Origin of the sequence: Corynebacterium glyciniphilum AJ 3170 (genome assembly GCF_000626675.1) — a bacterium.
Lineage (GTDB): Bacteria > Actinomycetota > Actinomycetes > Mycobacteriales > Mycobacteriaceae > Corynebacterium > Corynebacterium glyciniphilum.
Genome location: NZ_CP006842.1, coordinates 2,721,175 through 2,746,014, shown reverse-complemented (window position 1 = coordinate 2,746,014; position 24,840 = coordinate 2,721,175). Strand labels below are relative to the sequence as shown.

Annotated in this window: 19 protein-coding genes and 1 tRNA gene; 8 read left to right on the top strand and 12 right to left on the bottom strand. The window is 65.4% G+C overall.

Annotation, left to right across the window (positions count from 1 at the left end; translation table 11 throughout):
* Nucleotides 1-32: 32 nt before the first annotated feature.
* The gene (locus CGLY_RS12815) at nucleotides 33-2,147 is read left to right on the top strand and encodes an MMPL family transporter (protein WP_038549997.1); all 2,115 of its coding nucleotides are present in this window, start codon (nucleotides 33-35) and stop codon (nucleotides 2,145-2,147) included.
* A gap of 20 nt (nucleotides 2,148-2,167) precedes the next feature.
* Here CGLY_RS12815 and CGLY_RS12810 read toward each other — a convergent pair.
* The 9 genes from CGLY_RS12810 to CGLY_RS12770 form a co-directional block, all read right to left on the bottom strand.
* Nucleotides 2,168-2,240 (bottom strand) — tRNA-Arg (locus CGLY_RS12810).
* A gap of 85 nt (nucleotides 2,241-2,325) precedes the next feature.
* Nucleotides 2,326-3,528: a cation:proton antiporter gene (locus CGLY_RS12805; RefSeq protein WP_038549996.1), complete on the bottom strand. Its 1,203-nt coding sequence runs from the start codon at nucleotides 3,526-3,528 to the stop codon at nucleotides 2,326-2,328.
* A 141-nt stretch (nucleotides 3,529-3,669) separates the two neighbouring features.
* The gene (locus CGLY_RS12800) at nucleotides 3,670-5,301 is read right to left on the bottom strand and encodes a solute symporter family protein (protein ID WP_038549995.1); all 1,632 of its coding nucleotides are present in this window, start codon (nucleotides 5,299-5,301) and stop codon (nucleotides 3,670-3,672) included.
* A gap of 38 nt (nucleotides 5,302-5,339) precedes the next feature.
* On the bottom strand, nucleotides 5,340-5,708 hold the full coding sequence (locus CGLY_RS12795; protein WP_038549994.1) for a DUF485 domain-containing protein: 369 nt from the start codon (nucleotides 5,706-5,708) through the stop codon (nucleotides 5,340-5,342).
* Between the two features lie 253 nt (nucleotides 5,709-5,961).
* Entirely contained in the window at nucleotides 5,962-6,210 is a 249-nt protein-coding gene (locus CGLY_RS12790; protein ID WP_038549992.1) for a mycoredoxin, read from the bottom strand.
* 3 nt (nucleotides 6,211-6,213) lie between these two features.
* Nucleotides 6,214-6,855, bottom strand: coding sequence for a dihydrofolate reductase (locus tag CGLY_RS12785; RefSeq protein WP_052540945.1), 642 nt, complete (start codon nucleotides 6,853-6,855; stop codon nucleotides 6,214-6,216).
* Between the two features lie 47 nt (nucleotides 6,856-6,902).
* Complete coding sequence (locus tag CGLY_RS12780; protein WP_038549989.1) at nucleotides 6,903-7,715, bottom strand: thymidylate synthase; 813 nt, start codon at nucleotides 7,713-7,715, stop codon at nucleotides 6,903-6,905.
* Between the two features lie 43 nt (nucleotides 7,716-7,758).
* Complete coding sequence (locus CGLY_RS12775; RefSeq protein ID WP_052540169.1) at nucleotides 7,759-9,030, bottom strand: phospholipase D-like domain-containing protein; 1,272 nt, start codon at nucleotides 9,028-9,030, stop codon at nucleotides 7,759-7,761.
* Between the two features lie 25 nt (nucleotides 9,031-9,055).
* Nucleotides 9,056-9,823: a 3'(2'),5'-bisphosphate nucleotidase CysQ gene (locus CGLY_RS12770; RefSeq protein ID WP_038549987.1), complete on the bottom strand. Its 768-nt coding sequence runs from the start codon at nucleotides 9,821-9,823 to the stop codon at nucleotides 9,056-9,058.
* Nucleotides 9,824-9,919: 96 nt separating this feature from the next.
* On the opposite strand from CGLY_RS12770, the gene CGLY_RS12765 reads away from it, so the two are divergent.
* The 3 genes from CGLY_RS12765 to CGLY_RS12755 all read left to right on the top strand — a co-directional run bounded on the left by CGLY_RS12765 (nucleotide 9,920) and on the right by CGLY_RS12755 (nucleotide 16,988).
* Nucleotides 9,920-14,764 (top strand): DEAD/DEAH box helicase, encoded by a 4,845-nt coding sequence (locus CGLY_RS12765; protein WP_038549985.1) that lies wholly within the window; start codon nucleotides 9,920-9,922, stop codon nucleotides 14,762-14,764.
* Nucleotides 14,765-14,872: 108 nt separating this feature from the next.
* Nucleotides 14,873-15,715, top strand: a complete 843-nt coding sequence (locus CGLY_RS12760; RefSeq protein WP_038549983.1) for a DNA-formamidopyrimidine glycosylase family protein — start codon at nucleotides 14,873-14,875, stop codon at nucleotides 15,713-15,715.
* Nucleotides 15,716-16,094: 379 nt separating this feature from the next.
* On the top strand, nucleotides 16,095-16,988 hold the full coding sequence (locus CGLY_RS12755) for a DUF559 domain-containing protein (protein WP_227590274.1): 894 nt from the start codon (nucleotides 16,095-16,097) through the stop codon (nucleotides 16,986-16,988).
* 71 nt (nucleotides 16,989-17,059) lie between these two features.
* Here the strand turns inward: CGLY_RS12755 and pgi are convergent, their stop codons facing one another.
* The 3 genes from pgi to CGLY_RS12740 form a co-directional block, all read right to left on the bottom strand.
* On the bottom strand, nucleotides 17,060-18,763 hold the full coding sequence (gene pgi / locus CGLY_RS12750; RefSeq protein WP_081803924.1) for a glucose-6-phosphate isomerase: 1,704 nt from the start codon (nucleotides 18,761-18,763) through the stop codon (nucleotides 17,060-17,062).
* 63 nt (nucleotides 18,764-18,826) lie between these two features.
* Nucleotides 18,827-19,660, bottom strand: coding sequence for a histidinol-phosphatase (hisN, locus tag CGLY_RS12745; RefSeq protein WP_038549976.1), 834 nt, complete (start codon nucleotides 19,658-19,660; stop codon nucleotides 18,827-18,829).
* Entirely contained in the window at nucleotides 19,657-20,502 is an 846-nt protein-coding gene (locus CGLY_RS12740) for an inositol monophosphatase family protein (protein WP_038549971.1), read from the bottom strand. Before CGLY_RS12740 ends, hisN begins: the two co-directional genes overlap by 4 nt.
* A gap of 62 nt (nucleotides 20,503-20,564) precedes the next feature.
* Here CGLY_RS12740 and prfB point away from each other — a divergent pair, with 62 nt between their 5' ends.
* From prfB to CGLY_RS12720, 4 genes are all read left to right on the top strand, one after another.
* Nucleotides 20,565-21,689 (top strand): peptide chain release factor 2, encoded by a 1,125-nt coding sequence (prfB, locus tag CGLY_RS12735; protein WP_038549968.1) that lies wholly within the window; start codon nucleotides 20,565-20,567, stop codon nucleotides 21,687-21,689.
* Between the two features lie 173 nt (nucleotides 21,690-21,862).
* Entirely contained in the window at nucleotides 21,863-22,780 is a 918-nt protein-coding gene (locus tag CGLY_RS12730; protein WP_038549964.1) for an aldose epimerase family protein, read from the top strand.
* Between the two features lie 45 nt (nucleotides 22,781-22,825).
* On the top strand, nucleotides 22,826-24,478 hold the full coding sequence (locus CGLY_RS12725) for a sodium:solute symporter family protein (protein WP_038549961.1): 1,653 nt from the start codon (nucleotides 22,826-22,828) through the stop codon (nucleotides 24,476-24,478).
* A gap of 32 nt (nucleotides 24,479-24,510) precedes the next feature.
* Nucleotides 24,511-24,834 carry an LPXTG cell wall anchor domain-containing protein gene (locus tag CGLY_RS12720; RefSeq protein WP_038549955.1) on the top strand — a complete coding sequence of 108 codons (324 nt, stop codon included), beginning with the start codon at nucleotides 24,511-24,513 and terminating at the stop codon, nucleotides 24,832-24,834.
* Nucleotides 24,835-24,840 lie beyond the last annotated feature (6 nt).

The window sequence follows — 24,840 nt, the reverse complement described above, 5'->3', positions numbered from 1 at the left end:
TGACTCATGACGCCAACTGAAGAGAGTGCACCATGCCGGACGCTCCATCCCCCCGTTCCAGCTCTTTCTGGAGGCGGGCGCTCCCCGCATTACTGATTCTCCTGTGGCTGGGAGTTGCTGCCGTGGGAGGGCCGAAGTTCGGCGAGATCAGTGAAGTGGCCACCAATGACCAGTCCTCGTTCCTCCCTGAGTCCGCGGAATCGACGAAGGTCAGCGCCCGGTTGGAGGACTTCCAGGATTCTGGGGCAGCACCGGCGATCGTCGTGATCACCGCCGAGGGTGACGGTCAGGCTGTGGATCCAGCGGGACTGGGAGATCTCCCCGACCGGCTCGCTGCAGCTGTGGACAGTGCTGCCGGTGCTGCCGGTGCAACGGGGACGGAGGTCAGTCCTCCCGTGCCGTCAGAGGACGGGGAGGCGGTGCAGATCATCGTGCTTCCACCTGAAACGGCGGCACCGGCGGACGCCGTTGACGCGCTCCGGGACACACTGGCGTCCGAACTCCCGACGGACCTGCAAGCGCAGGTCACGGGGCCTGCAGGATTCAGCGCTGACTTATCGGAGGCATTTGCCGGGATCGACGGTCTACTTCTGCTGGTCGCTGTCGCGGCGGTCCTGGTCATCCTCGTCCTGGTGTACCGCTCGCCGTTTCTTCCGTTGATCGTCCTGCTGAGCTCGATGGTCGCGTTGTGTGCTGCGGTGCTGGTCAATGTGGCGCTGGCGCGTTCCGGGATCGTGATGATCAACGGCCAGATCCAGGGCATCCTGTTCATTCTGGTCATCGGTGCGGCCACGGACTACGGGCTGCTCTACACCGCGCGCTACCGGGAAGAACTCGGCCGACATGACAGCGCCTGGTCCGCTACCACGGCGGCGCTCCGCGGCACCTGGCAGCCTGTGTTGGCCTCGGCGGCCACGGTGATTGCCGGGTTGCTCTGTCTCCTGCTGTCAGACCTGGCATCGAATGCAGGGCTCGGGCCGGTGGCGGCCGTCGGAATTGCCGCAGCATTCTTCACCTCCCTCACCTTCCTGCCCGCTGTCCTCGCACTGCTGGGCAGAAGGGTCTTCTGGCCCAGAGTTCCCCGTCCGTCGACGGCGGATCCGGATGATGTGCTTCCAGCCCGTGACGGGATCTGGGCACGTGTCGCCGATCTTGTCGGGCGTGCGCCCCGCCGCATTGCGGTTGGCGTAGGCCTTCTTCTCCTTGTCGGCTGTGCGGGACTGTTCACTCTCGACGCCGACGGCGTGCCCACCAGTGACTACGTGATCGGGCAGAGCGATGCACGGGACGGGCAGGACGTCCTCGACCGGCACTTCCCGGCGGGAGCGGGTGCCCCCACCTACGTCCTCGCGCCTGCAGAGAACGGCGACGCTGTCGCAACAACGGTCGCGGCACTGGGCGGAGTGCAGTCCGTCGAAGAAGCCGCAGGGAACGGTCCGTCGGTGGTCGACGGCCGGGTGCTGTTGGAGGTCACCCTCACGAACTCCCCGTACTCGGACGCGGCGGAGGACACGGTCCAGGACATGCGGGACGAGGTGGCAGACCTCGGCGCGATGGTCGGTGGGACGACAGCCACTGAACTGGATACCAAGGAGACGTCGGTCGCCGACCGTACCGTGATCATTCCGATTGTGCTGCTGGTCATTACCGTCATGCTCGCGCTGCTGCTGCGGGCGGTGGTCGCACCGCTCGTGCTGCTGGCGACCACGGTGCTCAGTTTCGGTACGGCCCTGGGGGTCGGCGCGGCGATCTTCGCGCTCATCGGCTTCAGCGGTTCGGATCCTTCCGTACCGTTGTACGCCTTCGTGTTCCTGGTAGCGTTGGCGATCGACTACAACATCTTCCTGATGACCCGCGTACGGGAGGAATCCATGGCGCACGGGACCACCGCCGGCGTCAGCCGAGGCTTGGTCAGTACCGGTGGCGTGATCACCAGTGCAGGCATCGTACTGGCCGCTACGTTTGCGGCACTGCTGGTCATCCCTATCCAGTTCCTGGTGCAGCTTGCGGTCATTATCTCGCTGGGAGTGCTGATCGACACCTTCCTGGTGCGGTCATTCCTGGTGCCGGCGTTGACCCACATACTTGGCGACCGGATCTGGTGGCCGGGCAGGACGAGAAAGACCGGTCACGCAGATATGCCATGACCGGTCGTTTCGAGGATCTGTGCCCCAGGCAGGATTCGAACCTGCGACACCCGCTTTAGGAGAGCGGTGCTCTATCCCCTGAGCTACTGGGGCGCACCGCAATAGTGTAGCGCGTCGGTGCACTCGACGGGGAACGCGGTGCCTGTGTCTGCCGGGCGACTGTCAGAGCCGGCTACCGTCAAGCAGGTTCCGGAGTTGACGTGGTGTCCTTCCGCCGGGGCGTCCCGACTGCGGGTGCAATCAGGGGGAAGATCAGCACGGTCAGCGCTCCTCCAGCGACCAGCAGGGATGCTTCCTCCTGCCCGATAATGCCCGACGCGGTAGCCACACCGGTGACGGCGACGATGATGGGCAAGCCTGTGGCCGAGTACAGCGACATCTCGAGCTTCTCCCGCCACCCTTCAAGCTCCGAGCCGGTGTCGGTCCACAACTCGCGTAGGAAAATCGGCATCCCACGGGTGAGGAAGATGATCGGAACGACGGCGAGCACGAACCACGGGCGGTCGGCGATCACGCCGGTGTCGATTGCCATGCCGGATGTCACGAAGAACACCGGAATGAAGACTCCGTAGCCGATTGTCTCCATCTGCTCCTCCAGCCCGGGGCGGTAGGCATCCGGCACGATCTGATGAAGGATGATGCCGGTCGCGAACGCGCCGAGCACGACATCGAGGTCGAAGACGGCGGCGACGGCCATGAGGACGGCGAGCATCAGGACTACTGACCGGATCACGGTCTGGTTGGTTGAGCCGGCACCGTCCCGGATCGCCCAACCGATCCAGGGCGTCAGTGTCCGGACGGTCCGGGGGACCAGTGCCACGACGATAGCGACGACGAAGAATGCGGCGAGCACGGCGGCGCTGGCCCACGTCGTCCGGGTGGACAGCAGTACCGCCATGGCGATCACCGGGGCGAGTTCGCCGATGGCACCGTGGATCATCACACTGTCACCGATCGGGGTGCTGCTCAGACTGTTCTGCTTGAGGATCGGCATCAGCGTTCCCAGAGCAGTGGAGGTCAGCGCGATCCCCAGCACGATGGACACCCCGGCATCCCCTGAGGTCAGCAGCATGGCCCCGCCGAAGCTCAAGACGAGGCACAGAACCCACGTGGACAGGGCGTGGCCGCCTTGCCGGGACTTCAGCGTGGACGGGTTGATCTCCATGCCGGCAAGAAGGAACAGGAGGCCCAGACCGAGTTCGCGCATCAGGTCGACGGCCTCACCGTTGCTGGCGAGCTCACCTCCGAAAGGCCCGATCACCAGGCCGAGCACGAGTAGGAAGACAACGGCGGGGACGCGCTTGCCGGTGAGAAAAGCCAGGACCGGAGCAAGGAGCCCGGCAGCGGCGATCCACGCGAAAGAGACGAGGGCGTCAGTCATGGTGCTGAGAGTACCGGTCGATTTTTGTGTGCAGGAACGCCACCGCCCCCTTCCACCGTGGTGAGGTGGAAGGGGGCGGGCAGTGGGTGTGGTGTGGCGGTGTGGTGGGAAAGGGGTGGAGTCGCTGGAAGGCCTGGCGGCCTAGTGGTCGACCGGAGCCTCGACACCGACGCCGGTGAGGGAGCGGACTTCCATCTCGGCCTGCAGTGCGTCCTTGTTGTCCGGCTTGCCAAGGTAGGTGCCGACAATGCCGGCCAGGAAGCCGAGCGGGATGGAGATGATGGCCGGGTTGGTGAGGTCAAGCAGCGACCAGTCGGAGGTGTTGAACATTGCCGTCTCGGTGCCGGAAACAGAGTTGGAGAAGAACAGGATGACCAGCGAAGAGATCAGACCCACGTAGATGGAAGAGACAGCACCGGTGGTGTTGAAGCGCTTCCAGTACAGGGAGTACAGGATGGTCGGCAGGTTGGCGGAGGCGGCGATGCAGAAGGCCAGGGAGACCAGGAAGGCCACGTTCTGGTCCATGGCCAGAATGCCCAGGATGATCGAGGCGATGCCGATGACGACCACGGTGATCTTCGAGACCCGGACCTGTTCGGCTTCGGTGGACTTTCCGCCGCGGAGCACAGCATCGTAGAAGTCGTGGGCGACAGAGGCAGAGGCGGTGATCGCCAGGCCGGCGACTACGGCGAGGACGGTAGCGAACGCCACCGCCGAGATCAGAGCCATGAAGATCGACCCACCGAGTTCGAGTGCCAGCAGCGGTGCCGCGGCGTTCGCGCCACCCGGTGCGTTCCTGATGTTGTCGACACCGACGTAGGCGGCGGCGGCGTAGCCCAGGATCAAGGTCAGCAGGTAGAACCCGCCGATCAGCACGATGGCCCAGGTCACGGACTTGCGGGCCTCACGGGCGGTGGGCACCGTGTAGAAACGCATCAGGACGTGGGGCAGACCGGCGACACCGAGGCACAGTGCCATGGCCAGGGAGATGAAGTCCAGCTGGCCCATGAGAGAACCGCCGTACTGCATGCCGGGTTCCAGGATGGCTTCAGGGTTCGCGGTGCCCGCATCAGCATGGCTGTCGACTGCCATCTGCAGCAGTTCGGAGAAGTTCCCCTTGACCATCACCAGGATGATCACCGCCATGATGAACACGCCGGCACACAGCAGCACGGCCTTGATCATCTGGACGTAGGTGGTGCCCTTCATGCCGCCGATGAGGACGTAGGCGATCATCACGACGCCGACCACGGCCACCACAGCAGCCTGTGCAGGCTTCTCGTGGATGTCGAGCAGCACGGACACCAGAGAACCGGCGCCGGCCATCTGGGCGATCAGGTAGAACAGCGAGACGAACAGTGTCGCGAAGGAGGCTGCAAGTCGGACCGGACGCTGCTTCAGACGGAAAGACAGTACATCCGCCATGGTGAACTTGCCGGTGTTACGCAGCGGTTCGGCGACGAGCAGCATGGCGACGACCCAGGCGACAAAGAAGCCGATGGAGTAGAGGAATCCGTCATAACCGTTCAGCGCGATCGCACCGACGATGCCCAGGAAGGACGCCGCCGAGAGGTAGTCACCGGCAATCGCGAGGCCGTTCTGGGTTCCCGAGAAGCTGGCGCCACCGGTATAGAAGTCCTTGGCAGAGTCCTTCTGCTGGGACTTGCTGGCACGGGTCACGATGTACATCGTGATCACGATGAAGCCGACGAAGATGGCGATATTGAGGATGGGGTTGCCCGCGTCAGACTGGGCGAGGAGGTGTGTCTGCATATCTTCTCTCAGTTCAGAGTCTTCTGTGTCGACGGGGCTTATGCCCTGGCGGGGCCGGTCTCGGCGAAGTCACCGGTGCGTTCGAGGCGGTCACGCAACGCGGATGTGCGCGGCTCGATCTCACGGTCAGCGAACTTCACGTAGGCGTAAGTAATGGCGAAGGTGGTCACGAACTGGAGCAGGCCCAGGATGACTCCGACGTTGATGTTGCCGAGCACTTTTCCGGAGAACAGGTCAGGTGCGAACATGGCGAGCACGACGTAGACCGCGAACCAGATCAGGGCGCAGATCGTCACGGGAAAAGCGAAGCCCCGCTGTTTCTTTCGGAGTTCCTGGAATTCGGGGCTTTTCTGAGCCTCCACGAACTCCTCGGGGGACGGTGTGTGCCGCAGGTCGGGTGTCGACATCGGCTCCCTTTCTTGTTAGTGATAATGGTCACAGAATTGCTGTGGATGGGTGTCAAGTTACAGAACCCCGGGAAACCATTTCAAGGCAAAACGTGGCCTACGCTGGGTGCTGAACGCAATGCACCCCCGCTGGTCGTCCTGACATGCAACTAAGCAGGAGCCTAACGGGGGTGGAAAGCGGAGCGGTGTCGACAGTGATGCGCAGCAGATCCTACGCAACTGCTTCCGAAAATATGTGCATCTGTGGAGGGGGCTATCCCAGTTCCTCCAGCTTCGCCCGCACGTCGTCGGCAGGCGGGTTGGTCGCGTACGTGCCGTCGGAGTACTTGACGGTCGGGACAACCCGGTTGCCGTCGTTGACGGACTTCACCCACTCACCGGCCTCAGGGTTCTGCTCGACGTCGATGCGCTCGTACGGGGTTTCCGTGGCATCGAGGTCGGCCGTGAGGCGCTGGCAGAAAGGGCACCAGGTGGTGGTGTACAGAGTGACGGACAAGGCAATCTCCTAGGATGTTGTGGCTGTGTATTCGCAGATACGGTAACGCAGCGGGTCTTCACCGGTCAGTGCGGTACCTTTTTCAGAATCCAACCAGGGGCCGTCCGAGACGGTGAAGGAGCCGTCCTGCAGTGTCGCACGCATGTCCGGCGCAATCACGCTGAACCGTTCGGGTGCGCCGCAGGCGATTTCGGTGACGACCACGCGGTCCGCCACGGGGAGGCACTGCCGGTAGATTTCACCACCGCCGAGGATCCATACTGTCGGCACGGTGCCATCGGTCTGCTTCGCTGCAATCCGATGTGCCGCGACCACGGCCTCCGGGATTGAGGCGCACACGGTCCCGCCGGGGGCATCGTAGGAGGAGTTCCGGGTGATTACGACATTGTCGCGCCCGGGGAGGGGACGGTACCGGGGGTCCAGGGCCTCCCAGGAAATCCTGCCCATCACCACAGGGGCCCCCACGGTGGAGTTCTTGAAGTGTTCGAGATCCTCGGGCAGGTACCAGGGCATGTCGGATCCATCGCCGATGACCCCGTCGGTGGTCTGCGCCCAGATCATGGCGATCTCGATGTCGTCGGGTAGCCCGGCGTCGTGCAAGTCGCGGCGGGACAGGGCGGCACTCGTGGCGGTGCTCGTAGTGTCACTCATGGTGTTCTCTGCGCTCTCCGTGTTCTGCGTGTTCTCCGTGTTTTCGGTCATACCGCCACGGGTGCCTTGATACCCGGGTGCGGGTCGTAACCGTCCACGGAAATGTCGTCGAAGGTATAGCTGAACATGTCTGCAGCCTTCGTCAGGGACAGCGTCGGGTAGGGGCGAGCCTCCCGATCAAGCTGCCGGCGTACCTGATCGACGTGGTTGTCGTAGATGTGGCAGTCGCCGCCGGTCCAGATGAACTCACCGACCTCCAGCCCCGCCTGTTGGGCGAACATGTGGGTGAGAATCGAGTAGCTGGCGATGTTGAACGGCACGCCGAGGAACATGTCAGCACTGCGCTGGTAGAGCTGGCATGAGAGTTTTCCGTCGGCGACGTAGAGCTGGAACAGCAGGTGGCAGGGCGGCAGCGCCATATTATCCAGCTCCGAGACATTCCATGCGGAGACGATATTGCGCCGGGAATCCGGGTTCGACGTGAGGGTCTCGAGAGCGGCAGCGATCTGGTCGACATGGTGGCCGTCCGGGGTGGGCCAGCTGCGCCACTGAACGCCGTAGATCGGCCCCAGATCGCCGTTGTCGTCTGCCCACTCGTCCCAGATACTCACACCGTGCTCATGGAGCCATGCGACGTTCGAGTCTCCACGCAGGAACCACAGCAGTTCACCCACAACGGACTTGAGGTGGACCTTCTTCGTGGTGATCAGGGGAAAGCCGGCGGAGAGGTCGTAGCGGATCTGACGGCCGAACAGGCTACGGGTGCCGGTGCCGGTACGGTCGCCCTTCGCCGTGCCGTCAGCGAGGATCTCGGCCAGGAGATCCTCATAAGGAGTGGGGACCGGGGACGTAGGACTCATGGGTTCCAGAATAGAGTCCGTGCGGCGCCCGCCACCACCTGGGTCACAACACTTTCCTGAGTGGCATCAGGGCGATCTCCGCCACACGTGCCAACGGGTGCTCATCGCGCCAGGACGTGGAGTTCACCGTCTCGCAGTGTTCGATGTCGGCGGTGAAGATCTTCTCCATCGTCGCTGCGAAATCCTTGTCGGTGACCTCGACATTCGTCTCGTAGTTGAAGGACAGCGACAGACGGTCGATGTTCGCGGTACCGACGGTGGACCACTCCCCGTCGATGGTGGCCGTCTTCGCGTGGATCATCGTTGCGGCGTAAAGGTGCAGCGTGATGCCGTGTTCCAGAAGTTCGCCGTAGAACCCACGGCTCACCCAGTCGGCGATCATGTGGTTGGACTCCTTGGGCACCATGAGACGCACATCCACTCCCCGGTCCGCAGCCCGGTACAGGGCCTGCAGAATCTGCTGGTCCGGAATGAAGTAGGGGGTGGTGATCCAGATATGGTCCCGGGCGCGTTCGATAGCGGTGAGGTACATGTTCCTCAGCGGGTAGACCAGCTGCACCGGTAGATTCGCCACCACCTGGATCCGGGAATCCCAGCTGTCGGGAGCGGTCCAGGGGATGTCCCCACCTTCCGGCCACTTCTCGTTCCAGACCCGGGTCACCGCATTGCGGAGCCCCCACGTCTTCGGCCCGACCTGCCGGACGTGTGTGTCGCGCCAATGCCCGGCGAACTGGGATCCGATGTTGTAGCCGCCGATGAAGCCGGTCTCGTCATCGACCACGAGGATCTTGGAGTGGTTGACGCCGGTGGTGCGTACCGGCGCGGTCCACAGTTTGCGGGTGACAAAAGGTAGGCGGGCGACATGCACCTTGTCGGAGAAGTTCCGGTAGAACGATCGCGGAACCACCAGATTCCCGAATCCGTCGTAGATCACGTACACGTTCACGCCCCGGTCAGCCGCGGCGTTGAGTGCTGTGATGAACCGCAGGCCACCCTCGTCGTTCTTCCACAGGTAGTTCTGCATGAGGATAATCTCTTGGGCGTTGTCGATCGCCTCGATCATGTCGTCGTAGAGAGTCCGACCGTCGGTGTAGACCGTCATCTCGGAGTCGCCGACGGTGGTCGAGAACGTGCCGGGACGCGGTGCGGTACGTTCTCTGCGTCCGCGGCGCTGGATGAGATCCGCGGTGAGCGCAGGAAGCGCGGCCGCTGCTGCCAGACCTGCGGTGCCTGCGACGGCGAGACCACCGTATGCGGCCAGAGAGGGGGAGTTCGTCCGGTCCTTGTGACCGCGGGTGGTGCGCAGGATGTTCATCGCACCGATTCTAATGACGGAGGCGCTACACGGTGGTGTATGAACCGTGCTGCGCGGAGAACTCCGCGGCCGCGGCAAGGATATCGTCCGCGATGTCAGAGCGGCAGATCAGAAGATCCGGGAGGTAAGTGTCCTCGTTGTTGTAGATCAGGGGGGATCCGTCGAGGCGGCTGCAGTGCAGACCCGCTGCCTGGCACACACCTACAGGGGCGGCGTTGTCCCATTCATACTGTCCGCCGGCGTGGATGTAGGCGTCGTTGTCGCCCAGCAGCACGCTGATGGCTTTAGCACCGCAGGAGCCCATCGTCGTCAACTCTGCGCCGAGAGCTTCCGCGACATGGGGGGCCACCTCCGGGGTGCTGTTCCTGGAGATCACGAATCTGTTCGTCGGCGCCCCGGCGACGGCGCGGGATTCTGCGGAGGTGAACACCTGGCCCAGATCGGGCATCCCGACGGCGGCGACGGTCACGCGGCCTTGGACGGCCAGGGCGATGTGCACCGCCCAGTCTTGGCGGACGCCGGCGTATTCGCGGGTTCCGTCGAGTGGGTCGATGATCCAGACACGGTCCTGGCCGAGCCTGGTGAGGTCGTCGGTCGCTTCCTCGGAAAGCACGGCGTCCTCGGGACGGTGCAGCGCCAGAGACCGGGCGATCCAGTCCTGGGCGATGGCGTCACCGGCCGCCCCCAGGTCCCCGCCTCGGAGCAGCCCGACGTTGCGGACCCCCTTGAGGATCTCTCCGGTGCCCTGGGCAAGGCGACCGGCAAGGGTCTCGTCGTCGATGAAGCGCGTCATGGCGCCCTAGTGTAGTCGGAGATAGGACGCAGGTCCGTGTCCAGTACAACATAGTGCGGAAGTTTCATGTCCGGCACGCGTGGTTGACTGGTGGGCATGACCGATCCCCTTGACCGTTTCTCGACGCCGGTGGCCTCCTGGTTCCGGGAGGTCTTCACCGAGCCGACGGTGGTGCAGTCCCGGGCGTGGGATGCGATCAGCCGGGGCGACAACGCGCTCGTCGTCGCCCCCACCGGGTCGGGTAAGACGTTGGCGGCGTTCCTCTGGGCCTTGTCGCGGCTCAGTTCGGAAGGGTTGATGAAGGAGCGGCAAGACCGGAACACCGGTACCCGGGTGCTCTACATTTCACCACTGAAGGCGCTTGGTGTGGATGTGGAACGCAACCTGCAGGTCCCTCTGGCCGGGATCGCCCGGACCGCGGCGGCCACGGGCACGGACATCGCTCCGGTGCGTGTCGGAGTGCGCTCGGGGGACACTCCCCAGGCCGAGCGGGCGAAACTGCTGCGGACCCCGCCGGATGTACTGATCACCACGCCGGAGTCGTTGTACCTCATGCTCACCTCGAAAGCCGCAGGCACATTGCGGGACGTGGACACGGTGATCATCGACGAGGTGCACGCGGTCGCAGGCACGAAGCGGGGCACCCACCTGGCGCTCAGCCTGGAACGGCTGGAACAGCTCAGTGACACCGGCGTCCAGCGCATCGGCCTGTCGGCCACGGTGAATCCGGTCGACACCGTCGCCGCATTCCTCGGCGGTGACCGTCCGGTGACGGTGGTCAACCCTCCCGCACAGAAACTGTGGGACGTCCGCGTGCGCAGTGTGGTCGAGGATTTCCAGGACCCCCCTGCGGTGGAGGACGTGTCGGCTGCGGCAGAAGAAGACGGAGAAGACACAGGACGTGACGCGAGCACTCCTGTCGACGAGGCACTGCTCGGCCCCTCCCTGATCGGCGAGGGGATCGGCGGGGTCACCGATGTCGGCAGCGGCAGCCGGGTCGCCTCCGGTGTGGACCGGGAATCGGCGTTGCCACAGCAGAAGTCCGTCTGGCCGCATGTGCAGCGGGCAATCTACGAGCAGGTGATGGACAACCGTTCCACGCTGGTGTTCGTCAACGCCCGGCGCACTGCCGAGCGCCTTACCGGTGCCCTCAACGAGATGTGGGCTGAAGAACATGACCCCGGGTCACTGGCTGCTCCGACCCGTCGTGACCCGGCACAGCTGATGGCGCAGTCCGGTGCGGTTCCGGCCGCGCCACAGGTCATCGCCCGCGCGCATCACGGCTCGGTGTCCAAAGACGAACGCGCAGACATCGAAGCGGCGTTGAAGGACGGTTCCCTGCGTTGTGTGGTGGCGACGTCGTCGTTGGAACTCGGGATCGACATGGGGCTGGTTGACCACGTCATCCAGGTCGGGGCCCCGCCGAGCGTCTCCTCGGCGGTACAGCGCTGCGGGCGCGCCGGGCACTCCGTCGGGGCGGTCTCCCGGGCGACGATCTACCCGCTGCACCGCCAGGATGCGGAGGCGGCGACCGTGATCGTCGACCGGATGCTCGCCGGTGACCTCGAACCCCTGCAGGTGGTGTCCAATGCGCTGGACGTGCTCGCCCAGCAGACCGTCGCGGTGGCGGCGCAGTTCGCGGCCGGAGGCGGGGATGGCGAAAGCACGGTGGATGTCGAGGACTGGTTCCGTACCGTCCGGCGCGCCCACCCGTATGCGGCGCTGCCGCGCGAAGCCTTCGACGGTGTCGTCGAGCTCGTGAGCGGGCGCTACCCGTCGACAGATTTTGCCGAGCTCCGTCCGAAGGTCATCTACGATGCCTCCACCGGCCGTTTCGAGGCCCGCCCCGGAGCACAGCGCACCGCGGTGACATCCGGAGGCACGATTCCCGACCGCGGACTGTTCGGCGTCTTCCTCCCGGCTGACGGTGAGAATGCCGGGGGACGCCGTGTCGGTGAACTCGACGAGGAGATGGTCTACGAGTCACGGGTGGGGGACGTCTTCACCCTCGGGGCATCGTCGTGGAGGATCGCAGAGATCACCCGTGACCAGGTCATTGTCACTCCGGCAGCCGGGCACACCGGGCGGTTGCCGTTCTGGGTCGGTGACGCCGAGGGGCGTCCCGCCGAACTTGCCCCGGTGATCGGGGCGGCACGCCGGGCATGGGGAGGTGGCGGCGCCGGGGATCTCAGGGGAGCCGACTTCCTCGACGACAACACCCGACAGAACCTCGACGCCTTCTACTCCGGACAACGTGAGGCCACTCAGGTCGTCCCTGATGAGCGCACGATTCTCATCGAACGTTTCCACGACGAGGTCGGGGACTGGCGGGTTGTCGTGCACACCCCCTGGGGACGGTCGGTGAATGCGCCGTGGGCGTTGGCGATCGGGGCGTCCCTGTCCCGGAGGTCCGGTATCGACGCCATGGCTGTCGCCGGGGATGATGGCATCGTCCTACGTCTGCCCTACACCGAGGAGGCCCCCGGGGCGGAGCTGCTCACCGGCGATAGGTCCGGTGCTGACACCGCACCGGTCGTCGCCGAGGTGACGGAGTCGGTGGGTTCCTCGGCGCTGTTCGCCGGACGCTTCCGCGAATGCGCGGCGCGGGCACTGCTGCTTCCGCGGCGTAACCCCGGGAAACGCCAGCCGTTGTGGCAGCAGCGTCAACGCGCCGCCCAACTGCTCGACGTGGCGCGACCGCACCCCGAATTCCCGATCATGGTGGAGACCATGCGCGAGTGCCTGCGTGACGTCTACGACCTCCCCGCCCTGGAAAAGGTCGTCGCTGCCGTGGGCACCAGGTCGATGCGCGTCGCCGAGATCAGCACCGACACCCCCTCGCCCTTCGCTGAGTCCCTGCTGTTCAGCTACACCGGAGCGTTCCTGTACGAAGGGGACTCCGCTGAGCGGGCGGCGGCATTGACGGTGGACCCGGCTCTGCTCGCCGCTGTTCTCGGTGCCAGGGGTGAGGGCCTTGTGCTGGACCCGGATGTGGTCGCCGAGGTCGTGGAGTCACTGCAATGGCTTTCTGAGGGACGGCGCGCCCGCAGCGCCGAACAGGTGGTGGACATGCTCCGTGCACTGGGGCCGCTTGCTCCCGCAGAGGTTGCGCGACGGACCGAGGACCCGCAGGGAATCGTTCTGCCGGAGGTGCAGACCATGATCCCGCGACGGATCTGTGAAGTGAAGGTCGGTGGTGTACTGCGCTGGGCCGTTGTCGAGGACATCACCCTGCTGCGCGACGGTCTGGGGATCCCGGTGCCCCCCGGGGTCCCCGCAGCGAGGGACACCGTCTCCGACGCCGTCGACCAGCTCGTCCTGCGATGGGCGCGGACCCACGGGCCGTTCACCGCCGCCGATGTCGCTACCGAGTTCGGCCTGGGCGTGGCCACCGCGGACTCGCTGGCGAAACGCTGGGTCAGCGGGCGACGGCTGGAGTCACATGAGGATCAGTATGTCGACGCGGGTGTTCTGCGTCGGCTTCGTGCAGCCACACTGGCGAAGGCCCGCGGAGCCCTCGAACCCGTGAGTGTGCAGACCTACGCCGCGGTGCTGGCGGACTGGCACGGTCTCGGCGCCGGCGAGCGAGAGGATCTGTCCGGCGTCATCGAACAGCTTGCCGGAGTCGCCCTCCCTGCAAGTGCCTGGGAAACCGTCGTGCTCCCCGCGCGGATCCCCGGCTACCGGACGAACGACCTGGATGATCTCGTCGCCTCCGGGGAGATCCTCGTCATCGGAGCGGGGGCAACCTCGGCGACCGACCCTCGGATCATGTTGCTGCCCGCCGACCTCGCACCCCTGCTCGTAGAAGGAATGGACGGGGTGGAAGATGGTGAGGACCAGAATGCGTTGGGGTCCGTGGCGGCGCTGGTGCGTGACCGGGTCAGTGGCGGAGGGGCGTTTCTTGCCTCCGAGATCGAGCGGGGACTGTCTACCGACGAGACGTCGCAGGCACAGCACCTGCACAGTCATGACGTCGTCGATTCCGCCATCTGGGAACTTTTCGACGCGGGAAAGCTCATGCCCGACTCCTTCGCCGCGGTCCGTGCCCGGCTGGCCGGAACCGGCATCACCGACCGCGCCGGAAGCGGTGGCTCCTCACGAGGATCCGGGGCACATAAAGCCCCTCGCCGGAACCGGGGGCGGGGCACTACCCGGCGACTCCGGATGGGGCGGAGCACCTTCGCACAAACCGTCGCGTCCGAAGAGGTGCGGTCCCGCCGGGCGGCGATGAACGCACACTCAGGCGTTCCCGGCCGCTGGTCGCAGGTGCCGGAGAAGGCCGGCGCCGCGACGGACCGTGCGATCGCCACCGGTGAAGCATGGCTGGACCGGTACGCGGTGGTCACCCGGGGTTCGGTGATGTCGGAGCACACCGAGGGCGGATTCGCCGCCGCCTACCGCATGTTGACCGCGTGGGAGGACAACGGCACCGTCCTGCGCGGCTACATTGTCGACGGACTCGGCGGTGCGCAGTTCGCCTCCCGCGAGATCATCGACCAGCTGCGCCGTGTCGAGGAAAGTACCGGTGCCGGGGCGGAGGCGGCGACATCGCCGGTGCTGTTGGCGGCGTCGGACCCCGCAAACCCCTACGGTGCGGCCGTGCCCTGGCCCGAACTTCCTACTGAGGATGCATCGCGACCCACCCGCGGTGCCGGTGCCCTGGTCGTCCTGCGTGAGGGACGGCTCCTGGCTCACCTGACCCGCGGTGGCAGGACCGTCACGGTCTTCACCAGGCCGACACTGTCCGACGGGCCGGCGTCACCGGACCCGGGGGACGTGGCCGCCGTTGTCGCGGTTCTCTCGGACGCGGTGCAGGCCGGACGGCTGTCCCCGGTCACGGTGGAGCGTATCAACGGTATGGACGTGATGGGTGTCGCCACGAGCATGTGGACGGAGGCCGGGGCACGCCTGACACCGAAGGGGCTGATCGTGCGGTGATACCGGATCGGAGGTTTTCTCGACTGTCTTTCGCCCGTCCGGTCTACAGGGCCGCCGGGCGTACCCTGGCCCGTACCGTCACACGAGGAAAGAGAGAGGGGGATGTAGGTGCCTGAAGGCGATTCCGTACTCCAGCTGTCCGACCGCATGCAGTGGATGACCGGCCGGACCGTGACCCGCTCGGATATCCGTGTGCCCCGGTTCGCCACCGAGGACCTCACCGGCCGCCAGGCAGTCCGGGTCTGGCCCTACGGCAAACACCTCTTCATGGATTTCGGTGGACGCATCCTGCACACCCACCTGAAAATGGAAGGGGTCTGGTCCGTCCACGCCGCGGGATCCCGGTGGCGCAGACCCGGCCACACTGCGCGGGTCGTCCTGCGACTGTCTCCACAGCATGCGGGAGGGGCGGAGATCGAGACCGTCGGACACAGCCTCGGCTTCGTTCGGCTCTTCGATCGGGACGACTATGACCAGGTCGTGGGTCATCTAGGACCGGACATCCTTGCCTCGGACTGGGAGAACGCGGTCTTCGGACGTGATGAAGCACTGGGGAGAATCCTCGCGCGCCCTGACCGTAGCATCGGGGCGGCACTGCTGGACCAGCGCAATGTCGCCGGGATCGGCAATGAATACCGGGCGGAGATCTGTTTCCTCGGAGGTGTGGACCCGCGTCATCCGGTCGGTAGCGGTCCGGAGGCAGAAGCCACGGCCGCCCATCTGCTCGACCTCTCCCGGAAAGTGATGTGGGAGAACCGCCGCGAACCCCGACGGCTCTTCACCGGCGACCGACGTCCCGGCATGGGTAACTATGTTTTCGGCCGGGCGGCGAAACCCTGTCGTCGCTGTGGTACCGCGATTCACAAGGGGTTCCTGGGTGGGGTGGATGCCGGTGGCGACGACGGCGAACTGGAGCGGGTCATCTGGTGGTGCCCGGTCTGCCAGGCGTGAGAGCGGCGTTTCCCGTGCCCCCGGGGCATTGTTGGTTTTCTTGGAGAGAAACCAACAATGCTGCGGGGGCCTGTGGACTGCTCGTCCAACGTCGGGTGGAAGTTCTTCACAGGGGCACCGGCTGCGTGGGGGGAAGCTGGACGGATGCGCCGATGGGTGGTGTACTGCGTGCTCACGGAGTACGCGGGGAGCGCACAGGGGGAGAGGCCACGTCATGGGGAATACTGCACGACCGCGCGGCAGAGGGCCGACGTACACGCGTCGGGTCATGCCCACGGTTACACCACAGATCAGGTCCGAGTTACGGGCGTCGGGCACCGTCAGCGACTGGAAACTTAGACACCGCTACGTGCAGGTGGCGTTCAACGTGGTGGTACCCATGCCAGAAGACGGTCATGACCCGGACTCTTTCGGCGGCTTCGGAAGCGACGTCATGGTCCGCGCTCTGGCACATCATCTGCTCCGACCGGACGCCGTGCTCGGTGGGTGGGGCGCTGCGGCAGCTCACGGGCTGCGACCGGACTGGGCGGACCACGCGCCGGTTGTGCTGCTCAGCGGGAACAAACACCGGAGATCCGCGGTGACCGCTGAGGCTGCGCGGGTACCCATGTACCCGGTCATTCAACCGTTGCCGGAGAACGTGGAGGTTACCTCCCCTGTCGTCGGCTACCCGAACTTGAGAGTGGTGACCCCGCCTGTCGCCGCCGCACAGTGTCTGTGGACGATTCTCACGTCGCGTCACGAGTGGTGGGTCCATGATGTGCCCGGTATGACACGGAAGGAGGTCCGGGCTGTGCAGTTTATCGACGCTTTCGCCCAGTGCACCTGGATCACGCGTGCCGAGATTCTCGAGGCATCGGCGGGCCTGGTCAACCGGAAAGAGCTGGCACCACTGCTCGACATCGCTGACGACGGTGCCCAGTCACCGATGGAGACCGTGATGCGGTTGATGGTTCGTGACCTCTTGCCTGCACCGTACTCCTGGACGTCACAGACGAGGGTCGACCTGGAACCGGGGGCTCCCGGTAGCTGGCCGCGTCACACATTACCGGACCTGGGGTGCCGCGAGTTGAAGATCGCTGTGTACTACGACGGCGCGCACCACCTCTCCCACAGTCAGACCGACGTTGATTTCGACCAGTTTCTCGCACTACGGGATCTCGGATGGGAGGTCCTGCGGTTCACCAAACACCATCTGCGTACACCCGGCGAGCTTCGAGAGCTGGTTATGAATGCCATCAGGAGGGCACTGTCCTCGCTCGCCACCTCCTGAGGCCCCGGGGCATTGTTGGTTTTCCTGGAGAGAAACCAACAATGCCCCGGGGCCTCAGGACGAGTGCAGACCTACCGCTTCCGGTTGCGCAGGATGTGGCGCAGCAGCGAATCCGTCGACGGGTCCCCGGTGTCCACATCTGAGGAGTCGGTGTTGTTGCCCAGCAGCGGGAGCAGTTCATTCGCCTGCTTCTTGCCCAGCTCGACCCCCCACTGGTCGAAGCTGTTGATGCCCCAGACCACACCCTGCACGAAGCAGATGTGCTCGTAGAGTGCGATCAACGAGCCCAAGGTACGCGGGGTCAGCTTGTCGGCGATGATCGTGCTGGACGGGCGATTGCCCGGCATGACCTTGTGCGGGACGAGTTTCTCGTCCACACCCGCCTCGCGCAGTTCCTCGGCGGTCCGGCCGAAGGCCATGACACGCGACTGGGCGAGGAAGTTCGACAGCAGCATGTCGTGCATGCTGGTCTCCCCGTCGGAGCTCCGGTGGTCGGTGTGCGGGTTGACGAAGCCGATGAAGTCCGCCGGGATGAGGTGGGTGCCCTGGTGGATCAGCTGCATGAAGGCGTGCTGGCCGTTGGTGCCGGCTTCGCCCCAGTAGACCTCACCGGTCTCGGCGGTGGTGAGCTCGCCGTCGAGACGCACCGACTTGCCGTTGGACTCCATCATCAGCTGCTGGAGGTAGGCGGGGAAGCGGCCGAGGTCCTGCGAGTAGGGGAGGACCACATGCGACTGGGAGTTCAGTACCGAGGTGTACCAGACCCCGAACAGGCCCATCAGCACCGGCGCGTTCATCTCCAGCGGCTCGGAGTAGAAGTGGTTGTCCACGTCGTGGAAACCGGCGACGAACTCCATGAAGTCCCGCGGCCCGATCGCCGCCATCAGTGACAGCCCGATCGCCGAGTCCACCGAGAACCGGCCACCGACCCAGTCCCAGAAACCGAACATGTTGCGGGTGTCGATGCCGAACTTCGCGACCTCCTCGGCGTTCGTCGACACGGCGACGAAGTGCTTGGCGACAGCGTCGTTCACCACCGCGTCGTCGGAGGTGTCGACGCCGAGCCGTTTGAGGCCATCGAGCAGCCACCGTTTCGCACTGTGTGCATTGGCCAGGGTCTCCGAGGTCGTGAACGTCTTCGAAGAGACGACGAAGAGGGTGGATGCCGGGTCAAGACCGTCGAGGGTGGCGGTGATGTCCGCCGGGTCGACGTTCGAGACGAAGTACGGGGTGATCCCGGCGGTGCAGTAGGGGCGCAGTGCCTGTGCCGCCATCGAGGGGCCGAGGTCAGAGCCGCCGATGCCGATGTTCACCACGTTCTTGATCGTGTGGTTGGTCGCCCCCCGCCAGTCGCCGCTGCGCAACGCCTTGGCGAGTCCGCGCATCCGGTCGAGGGTGTGGTGGACGTCCTCGGCGACATCCTGACCGTCGACGCTGAGGTCCTGGTCAATCGGCACGCGCAGACCCGTGTGCAGTGCCGCACGGTCCTCCGTGGTGTTGACGTGCTCGCCATTGAACAACGCCTGACGATAATCCTCGATCCCCTTCGCCCGCGCCACATTGAGCAGCAGGCGCACGGTGTTCTCGTCGGCGAGGTTCTTCGAGAGATCCACGTGCAGCGGGCCGACCTCGAACGTCATGTCACCCGCCCGGCCCGGGTCCTCCCGGAACAGGTCCTTCAGCGTGGTTCCCTTAAAACGTGTCGCATGGGCGACCAGAGCCTGCCACTCCGGCGTCTTCGTCACAGGGGTGGGGTTCGGGACGGTGAAAGTCACAGGTGTCGCCCTTTCGAGAATCCGGTGTCTGTATTCGTTGTCCCTGCCCACGGTAGCGGAAAATCAGGTGGCAGGGTTCTGCCCTGCATCCAGTGCGGACAGCACCCGCTCCTGCAGCAGTCCGTTGCTCGCCACCGCGGAGCCGTCGTGGGGGCCCGGCGTGCCGTCGAGGGCGGTGAACTGACCACCGGCCTCGCGGACGAGAATGTCCAGGGCCGCCAGGTCCCAGAGGTTGACTTCCGGCTCGGCGGCGATATCCACTGTCCCCTCGGCGACCATGCAGTAGGACCAGAAATCCCCGTAGCCCCGCAGTCGCCATGCTGCGTCCGTCAGTGCGATGAGTTCATCGCGGCGTCCTACCTTCTTCCACCCCTCCAACGAGGACAGTGAGATCGAGGAGTCCGCGATATCGGAGACCTTCGACACCGAGATCCTGCGTGCCTCGCCCGTGTTGAAGACGGCCCACGCGCCCATCTGCTCGGCGGCCCACCACCGTCGCGCGAGGCCGGGTGCGGAAACCACGCCGACGACGGGCGTCCCGTCAATGACCAGTGAGATCAGTGTCGCCCACACGGGCACCCCGCGGACGAAGTTCTTCGTCCCGTCGATCGGGTCGATGACCCACTGCCGGCCCGTCCTCGTTGCGTCCCCGGTGTCCCCACCGAATTCCTCGCCGAGCACGGCGTCGTCGGGACGGCGGGTCGACAGGATCTCGCGCAGCTGCCGCTCCACCTCGGTGTCAGCGTCGGACACCGGGGTCAAGTCCGGTTTCGTGGTGATCTCCAGATCGCCCGCCCCGAAACGGTCCATGGTGACCTTGTCGGCGACGTCGGCGAGGTACAGCGCCAGGGTCAGGTCGTCAGAATAGTCGGGGCAGTCAGACGTGGGTGCACTCATGGCTCCAAGGATAGGTTCTCCACCACGTGACCGACACTGGAGGGGGAGCCTGCCACCGACCACCGTTTGCCGCCGGCGCTGACGCGTTCACAACGGCCGCCCGCGCCCTCGATCAATGCTCGCCCGGGCAGCAGGTCCCACGGCAGGACGCTGTGCTGGAACCAGCAGCCCGCATTGCCTGACGCCACCCCGGCCATGTCCACCGACGCCGACCCATTGAACCGCACCGTCGCAAAGTCCTTCACCGTGCCGGTGAACACACGGTTCAGCTCCGGGGTCGCGATGTCCGTGGGGTGCAGGTAGCCGCTCAGACAGGACTTCTCCGGGGGGAGGTCCGGCAGCGTGCCGACCGGCGTGCCGTCCAGCGTGGTGGGCAGGTCCGGCCCGCCGAACCAGGTGTACCCCATTGCCGGACGGTGGACCGCGCCGAAGTGCAGCTTCTCCGGATCCTCGGGATCGCCGTCGACCAGCGCCAGGGCCGAGCACCAGTAGTCGGAGCCGGTGGTGAAGTTGTATGTGCCGTCCACCGGGTCGATCACCCAGGTGCGACCTGATTCCGACGGTGCGGACGTGCCCTCCTCGCCGAGCAGGCCGTCCTGCGGGCGTAGCGTGCGCAGCGCCTCGGCGACGAAGTCTTCGGCCGCGCGGTCCGCCGCCGTCACCACGTCGGAGACCGACGTCTTGAACTCGGTGGTGACACCCGCTTCCCGCATCCGCCAGGCCAGTCGCCCGGCGTTGTACACCAACGCCTGGGCGAGGGTGCCGTCGTCGTCCCGGTCGTGCGAGATGATGAACGTCTTCGTGATGGCCTGCAGGGCGTCCGCGGGGATGGGGGAGTTCATGCATCTATTGTGCACGGGGTGTGGCCCGGGTACCGCCCCTGGGGTGAGTAGACTGGACGACCATGCAGCCCGATGTGATCTCCGCGATCGATGACCTCGACTCCACCCTCACCACCATCGAAAAGGTGCTCGACCTTGATGAGCTGGAGTCCCGCGCGCGCGAACTCGAGGACCAGGCCGCCGACCCGTCCCTGTGGGACGACCCCGACCACGCCCAGCAGATCACCAGTCAGCTCAGCCACGTCCAGGCGCGTCTGAAGAAGGTGCGTGGCCTGCGCGACCGACTCAATGACCTGCCCGTGATGTACGAGATGGCTGAGGAATCTGAGGGGGATGACGCCGCCGAGGCCGCCGAACTCGCTGAGACCGAGCTTGCCGACCTGCGTGAGGAGATCGACTCCCTCGAGGTCACGACCATGCTTTCCGGCGAATACGATTCACGCGAGGCGGTGGTGAACATCCGTTCCGCCGCTGGCGGCGTGGACGCCGCGGACTGGGCGGAGATGCTCATGCGCATGTACACCCGCTGGGCGGAGAAGAGCGGGCACAAGGTTGAGGTCTACGACATCTCCTACGCCGAAGAGGCCGGCATCAAGTCCGCGACCTTTGTCGTCCACGGCGACTACATGTACGGCACCCTGTCGGTGGAGCAGGGCACCCATCGCCTGGTGCGCATCAGTCCCTTCGACAACCAGGGGCGCCGTCAGACCTCCTTCGCTGAGGTGGAGGTCCTGCCGGTGGTGGAGACCTCTGACCACGTCGACATCGACGACAATGATGTGCGGGTGGACGTCTACCGGTCGTCCGGCCCTGGCGGCCAGTCGGTGAACACCACCGATTCGGCGGTGCGGCTGACCCACATTCCCACCGGCATTGTGGTGACCTGCCAGAACGAGAAGTCGCAGATTCAGAACAAGGCGTCGGCCATGCGCGTCCTCGCTGCGAAGCTGCTCGAGCGCAAGCGTCAGGAGGAGGCCGCCGAAATGGACGCCCTGCGCGGCGACGGCTCGAACTCCTGGGGTAACCAGATGCGCTCCTATGTCCTGCACCCGTACCAGATGGTCAAGGACCTGCGGACGAACTTCGAGGTCAACGACCCGTCCAAGGTGCTCGACGGTGGCATTGACGGGTTGCTCGAAGCCGGGATCCGCTGGCGGATGGCGGAGCAGCAGGGCGACGGGGCGTAGGCGAGACACCGGATCGTAGGGGACATGCGGGGCGCGGGGGCGTCCCCGCCGGACCCCAGGGTAGTGTCGGCCGGGAGGGGGCGAAACCGACATAAACCTGGTGTCCTGCAGTGGGAGGCGGCATCGGGGATGAAAGGTTCCTTCCTTAAATAAACTGGACTAGTGTGAGCTGAATGACAGCTGCCCCGGCGAGTGTGACGGTCGTCTCGGGCGAGTGTGTCGCAACCCTGGCACTGCGTGGAGGGGGACCCTCGCGGCTGACCTGGCGGGGCCAGGAGTTGCTCGAGGGATACGCCGGCCCGGATCAGCAGGTCACAGCACCTCTGTCGGCCAACGTCGTCCTCGCCCCCTGGCCGAACCGAACCCGGGACGGGGCCTTCGACTTCGACGGTCAGCGCCATCGACTGGGCATCACGGAACCGGGGAGGGCGACCGCCCTGCACGGCTTCGTCTCTGATCGGGAGTGGACGGTGGTGGAGCATCGCGCGGACGCTGTCTGTCTCGTCGTCGAACCAGGCCCGCAACCCGGATGGCCGTGGCCGATCCACCTGTCCGTGGCCTACCGCATCACCGGCCGCGGGCTCCGTGCGAACCTGACCCTGCGTAACGACGGCACGGCAGACATGCCGGCAGCCTGCGGATTTCACCTCTACCCGTCGGCACTCGGGGCACCGACAGACACCTGTTCACTGGCTGTGCCGGACCACCTGCACCTGCCCCTCGATGGGCGAGGTCTGCCGTGCGGGGAGCAACAGGAGGACGTCGACATACTCCCGCACCTGGTGAACCCTCTTGCGGGACGCGTGCTCGACCACTGCCTGTGGACCGACGACCCGCAGTTCACACTGTCGCGTCCCGACGGGGCAGGTGTGGTGCTCAGTACCTCCCCGGAACTGCGCTGGTTCCAGATCTTCACGCCGGACGTGCGGACCGGAATGCCGTATCCGGGCCGCCCGGGAGGGCGCGCTGTCGCCGTGGAGCCCATGACGACCCCTCCGGACGCCCTGAACTCGGGCGCCGGACTGGCGCGCCTACCGCCAGGGCAGTGCCTGACCTGTTCCTGGCACCTCGACGTGCTTGTCCCTCACTGATTCTTACCGACCCCCTCCCTGACCCCGACAGAAAGCGCATCCCTCATGGAGACCGCACAGAACGTCCTCCGGCTCGACGCGAGCTGGGTGGACTACGCGCTGGTCGCCCTGTTCTTCATCTTCGTCCTCGGCATCGGCTGGGCGGCGAAACGCAGGGTCTCCAGCTCCATCGACTTCTTCCTCTCCGGGCGTGGTCTGCCCGCCTGGGTGACCGGGCTGGCGTTCGTCGCCGCCAACCTCGGTGCCGTCGAGATCATCGGCATGTCCGCGAACGGTGTCGAGTACGGCCTGCAGACCATGCACTACTTCTGGATCGGCGCCGTGCCGGCGATGATCTTCCTCGGCATCGTGATGATGCCCTTCTACTACGGTTCGAAGGTCCGTTCGGTGCCGGAGTTCATGCGGCGTCGTTTCGGCAACGGCGCACACCTGGTCAACGCCGTGTCCTTCGCCGTCGCCCAGCTGCTCATCGCCGGGGTCAACCTGGTGCTGTTGGCCAAGGTGGTCAATGCCCTGCTCGGCTGGCCGTTGTGGGTCACGTTGATCGTCGCGGCGCTGATCGTGCTCTCCTACATCACCCTCGGCGGGCTGTCTGCTTCGATCTACACCGAGGTCCTGCAGTTCTTCGTCATTGTCGCCGCTCTCGCGCCGTTGACCATCATCGGCCTGAACCGGGTCGGTGGTTGGGGTGCCCTCAAGGAGCAGGTCCAGGATTTCCAGAATCACGCGTGGCCGGCGCAGGAGTTGTCAGGGTTCAGCAGCCCGGTGTTCTCGGTCATCGGGATTGTGCTGGGGCTGGGTTTCGTGTTGTCCTTCGGCTACTGGACCACCAACTTCGTGGAAGTGCAGCGGGCGATGGCGTCCGATTCCATCAGTGCCGCGCGTAAGACCCCGATCATCGGCGCTTTCGTGAAGCTGTTCGTCCCGTTCATCGTGATCGTCCCGGGCATGATCGCCGGCGTCATCGTGGCGGCCTACAGCGAAGGCGGGGATGCCGCCCCGAACGACGCCATCCTCTACCTGATGCGCGATCTGTTGCCGACTGGCCTGCTGGGCGTGGCCATCGCCGGGCTGCTGGCTTCGTTCATGGCGGGAATGGCAGCCAATATCTCAGCCTTCAACACGGTGTTCAGCTACGACCTCTGGCAGGCCTACGTCGTCAAGGACAGGGAGGACGGCTACTACCTCACCGTCGGACGGTGGGCGACCGTCGGTGCCACCGTGATCGCCGTCGGCACCGCGTTGATCGCGAACAACTTCGGCAATGTCATGGATTACCTGCAGACGTTGTTCGGGTTCTTCAACGCCCCGCTGTTCGCCACTTTCCTGCTCGGGATGTTCTGGAAGCGGATGACCCCGCACGCAGGCTGGTCCGGCCTGGTCGCCGGTACCGCCGCCGCCATCATCTTCTGGGCACTCTCCCTCGGCGAGGACCCGTTGGTGAACCTCCCGGGACAGGGGACGGCTTTCGTCGCCGCCGGCCTGGCGTTCGCGGTGGATATCCTGGTGTCCGTGATCGTCACCTCCTTCACGGCGCCGAAGCCCGACAAGGAACTCGTCGGTTTCGTGAAGTCGGTGACCCCGAAGGCCATGCTCGAGGACCCGGAAGAGAAGAAGCTGCCCTGGTACCGCCGTACGGTCCCGCTGGGGATGCTGGCTCTCGCCATCACCGTGATCCTCAACATCATCTTCCACTGACCCGTACTGACCAGCACCGAAAGGAGAGAACAATGTCCGACACTGTGAACCCTGTGAACACCGCAACCACTGATCCGGCGGCACCTGTCAAGCACAAGGCGGGAGCCTTCGACATCCGGACCGTCACCGCGGCCCTCCTCGGCATCTACGGGGTCGTCCTGCTGCTCTGTGCCGCGTTCCTTGATCCCGGAGTCAACCCCGACACCGGCGAGGCGAAGTCCATGATCGACAACGTCTGGGCCGGGATCGCGCTTCTCGTCGTCTCCGCCGCCCTGATCCTCTGGGCGAAGCTGAACCCGGTGGTCGTCGACGAATCGCTCATCGACGAGGACAAATTGCCCGGGACGGACACCTGATGGGGG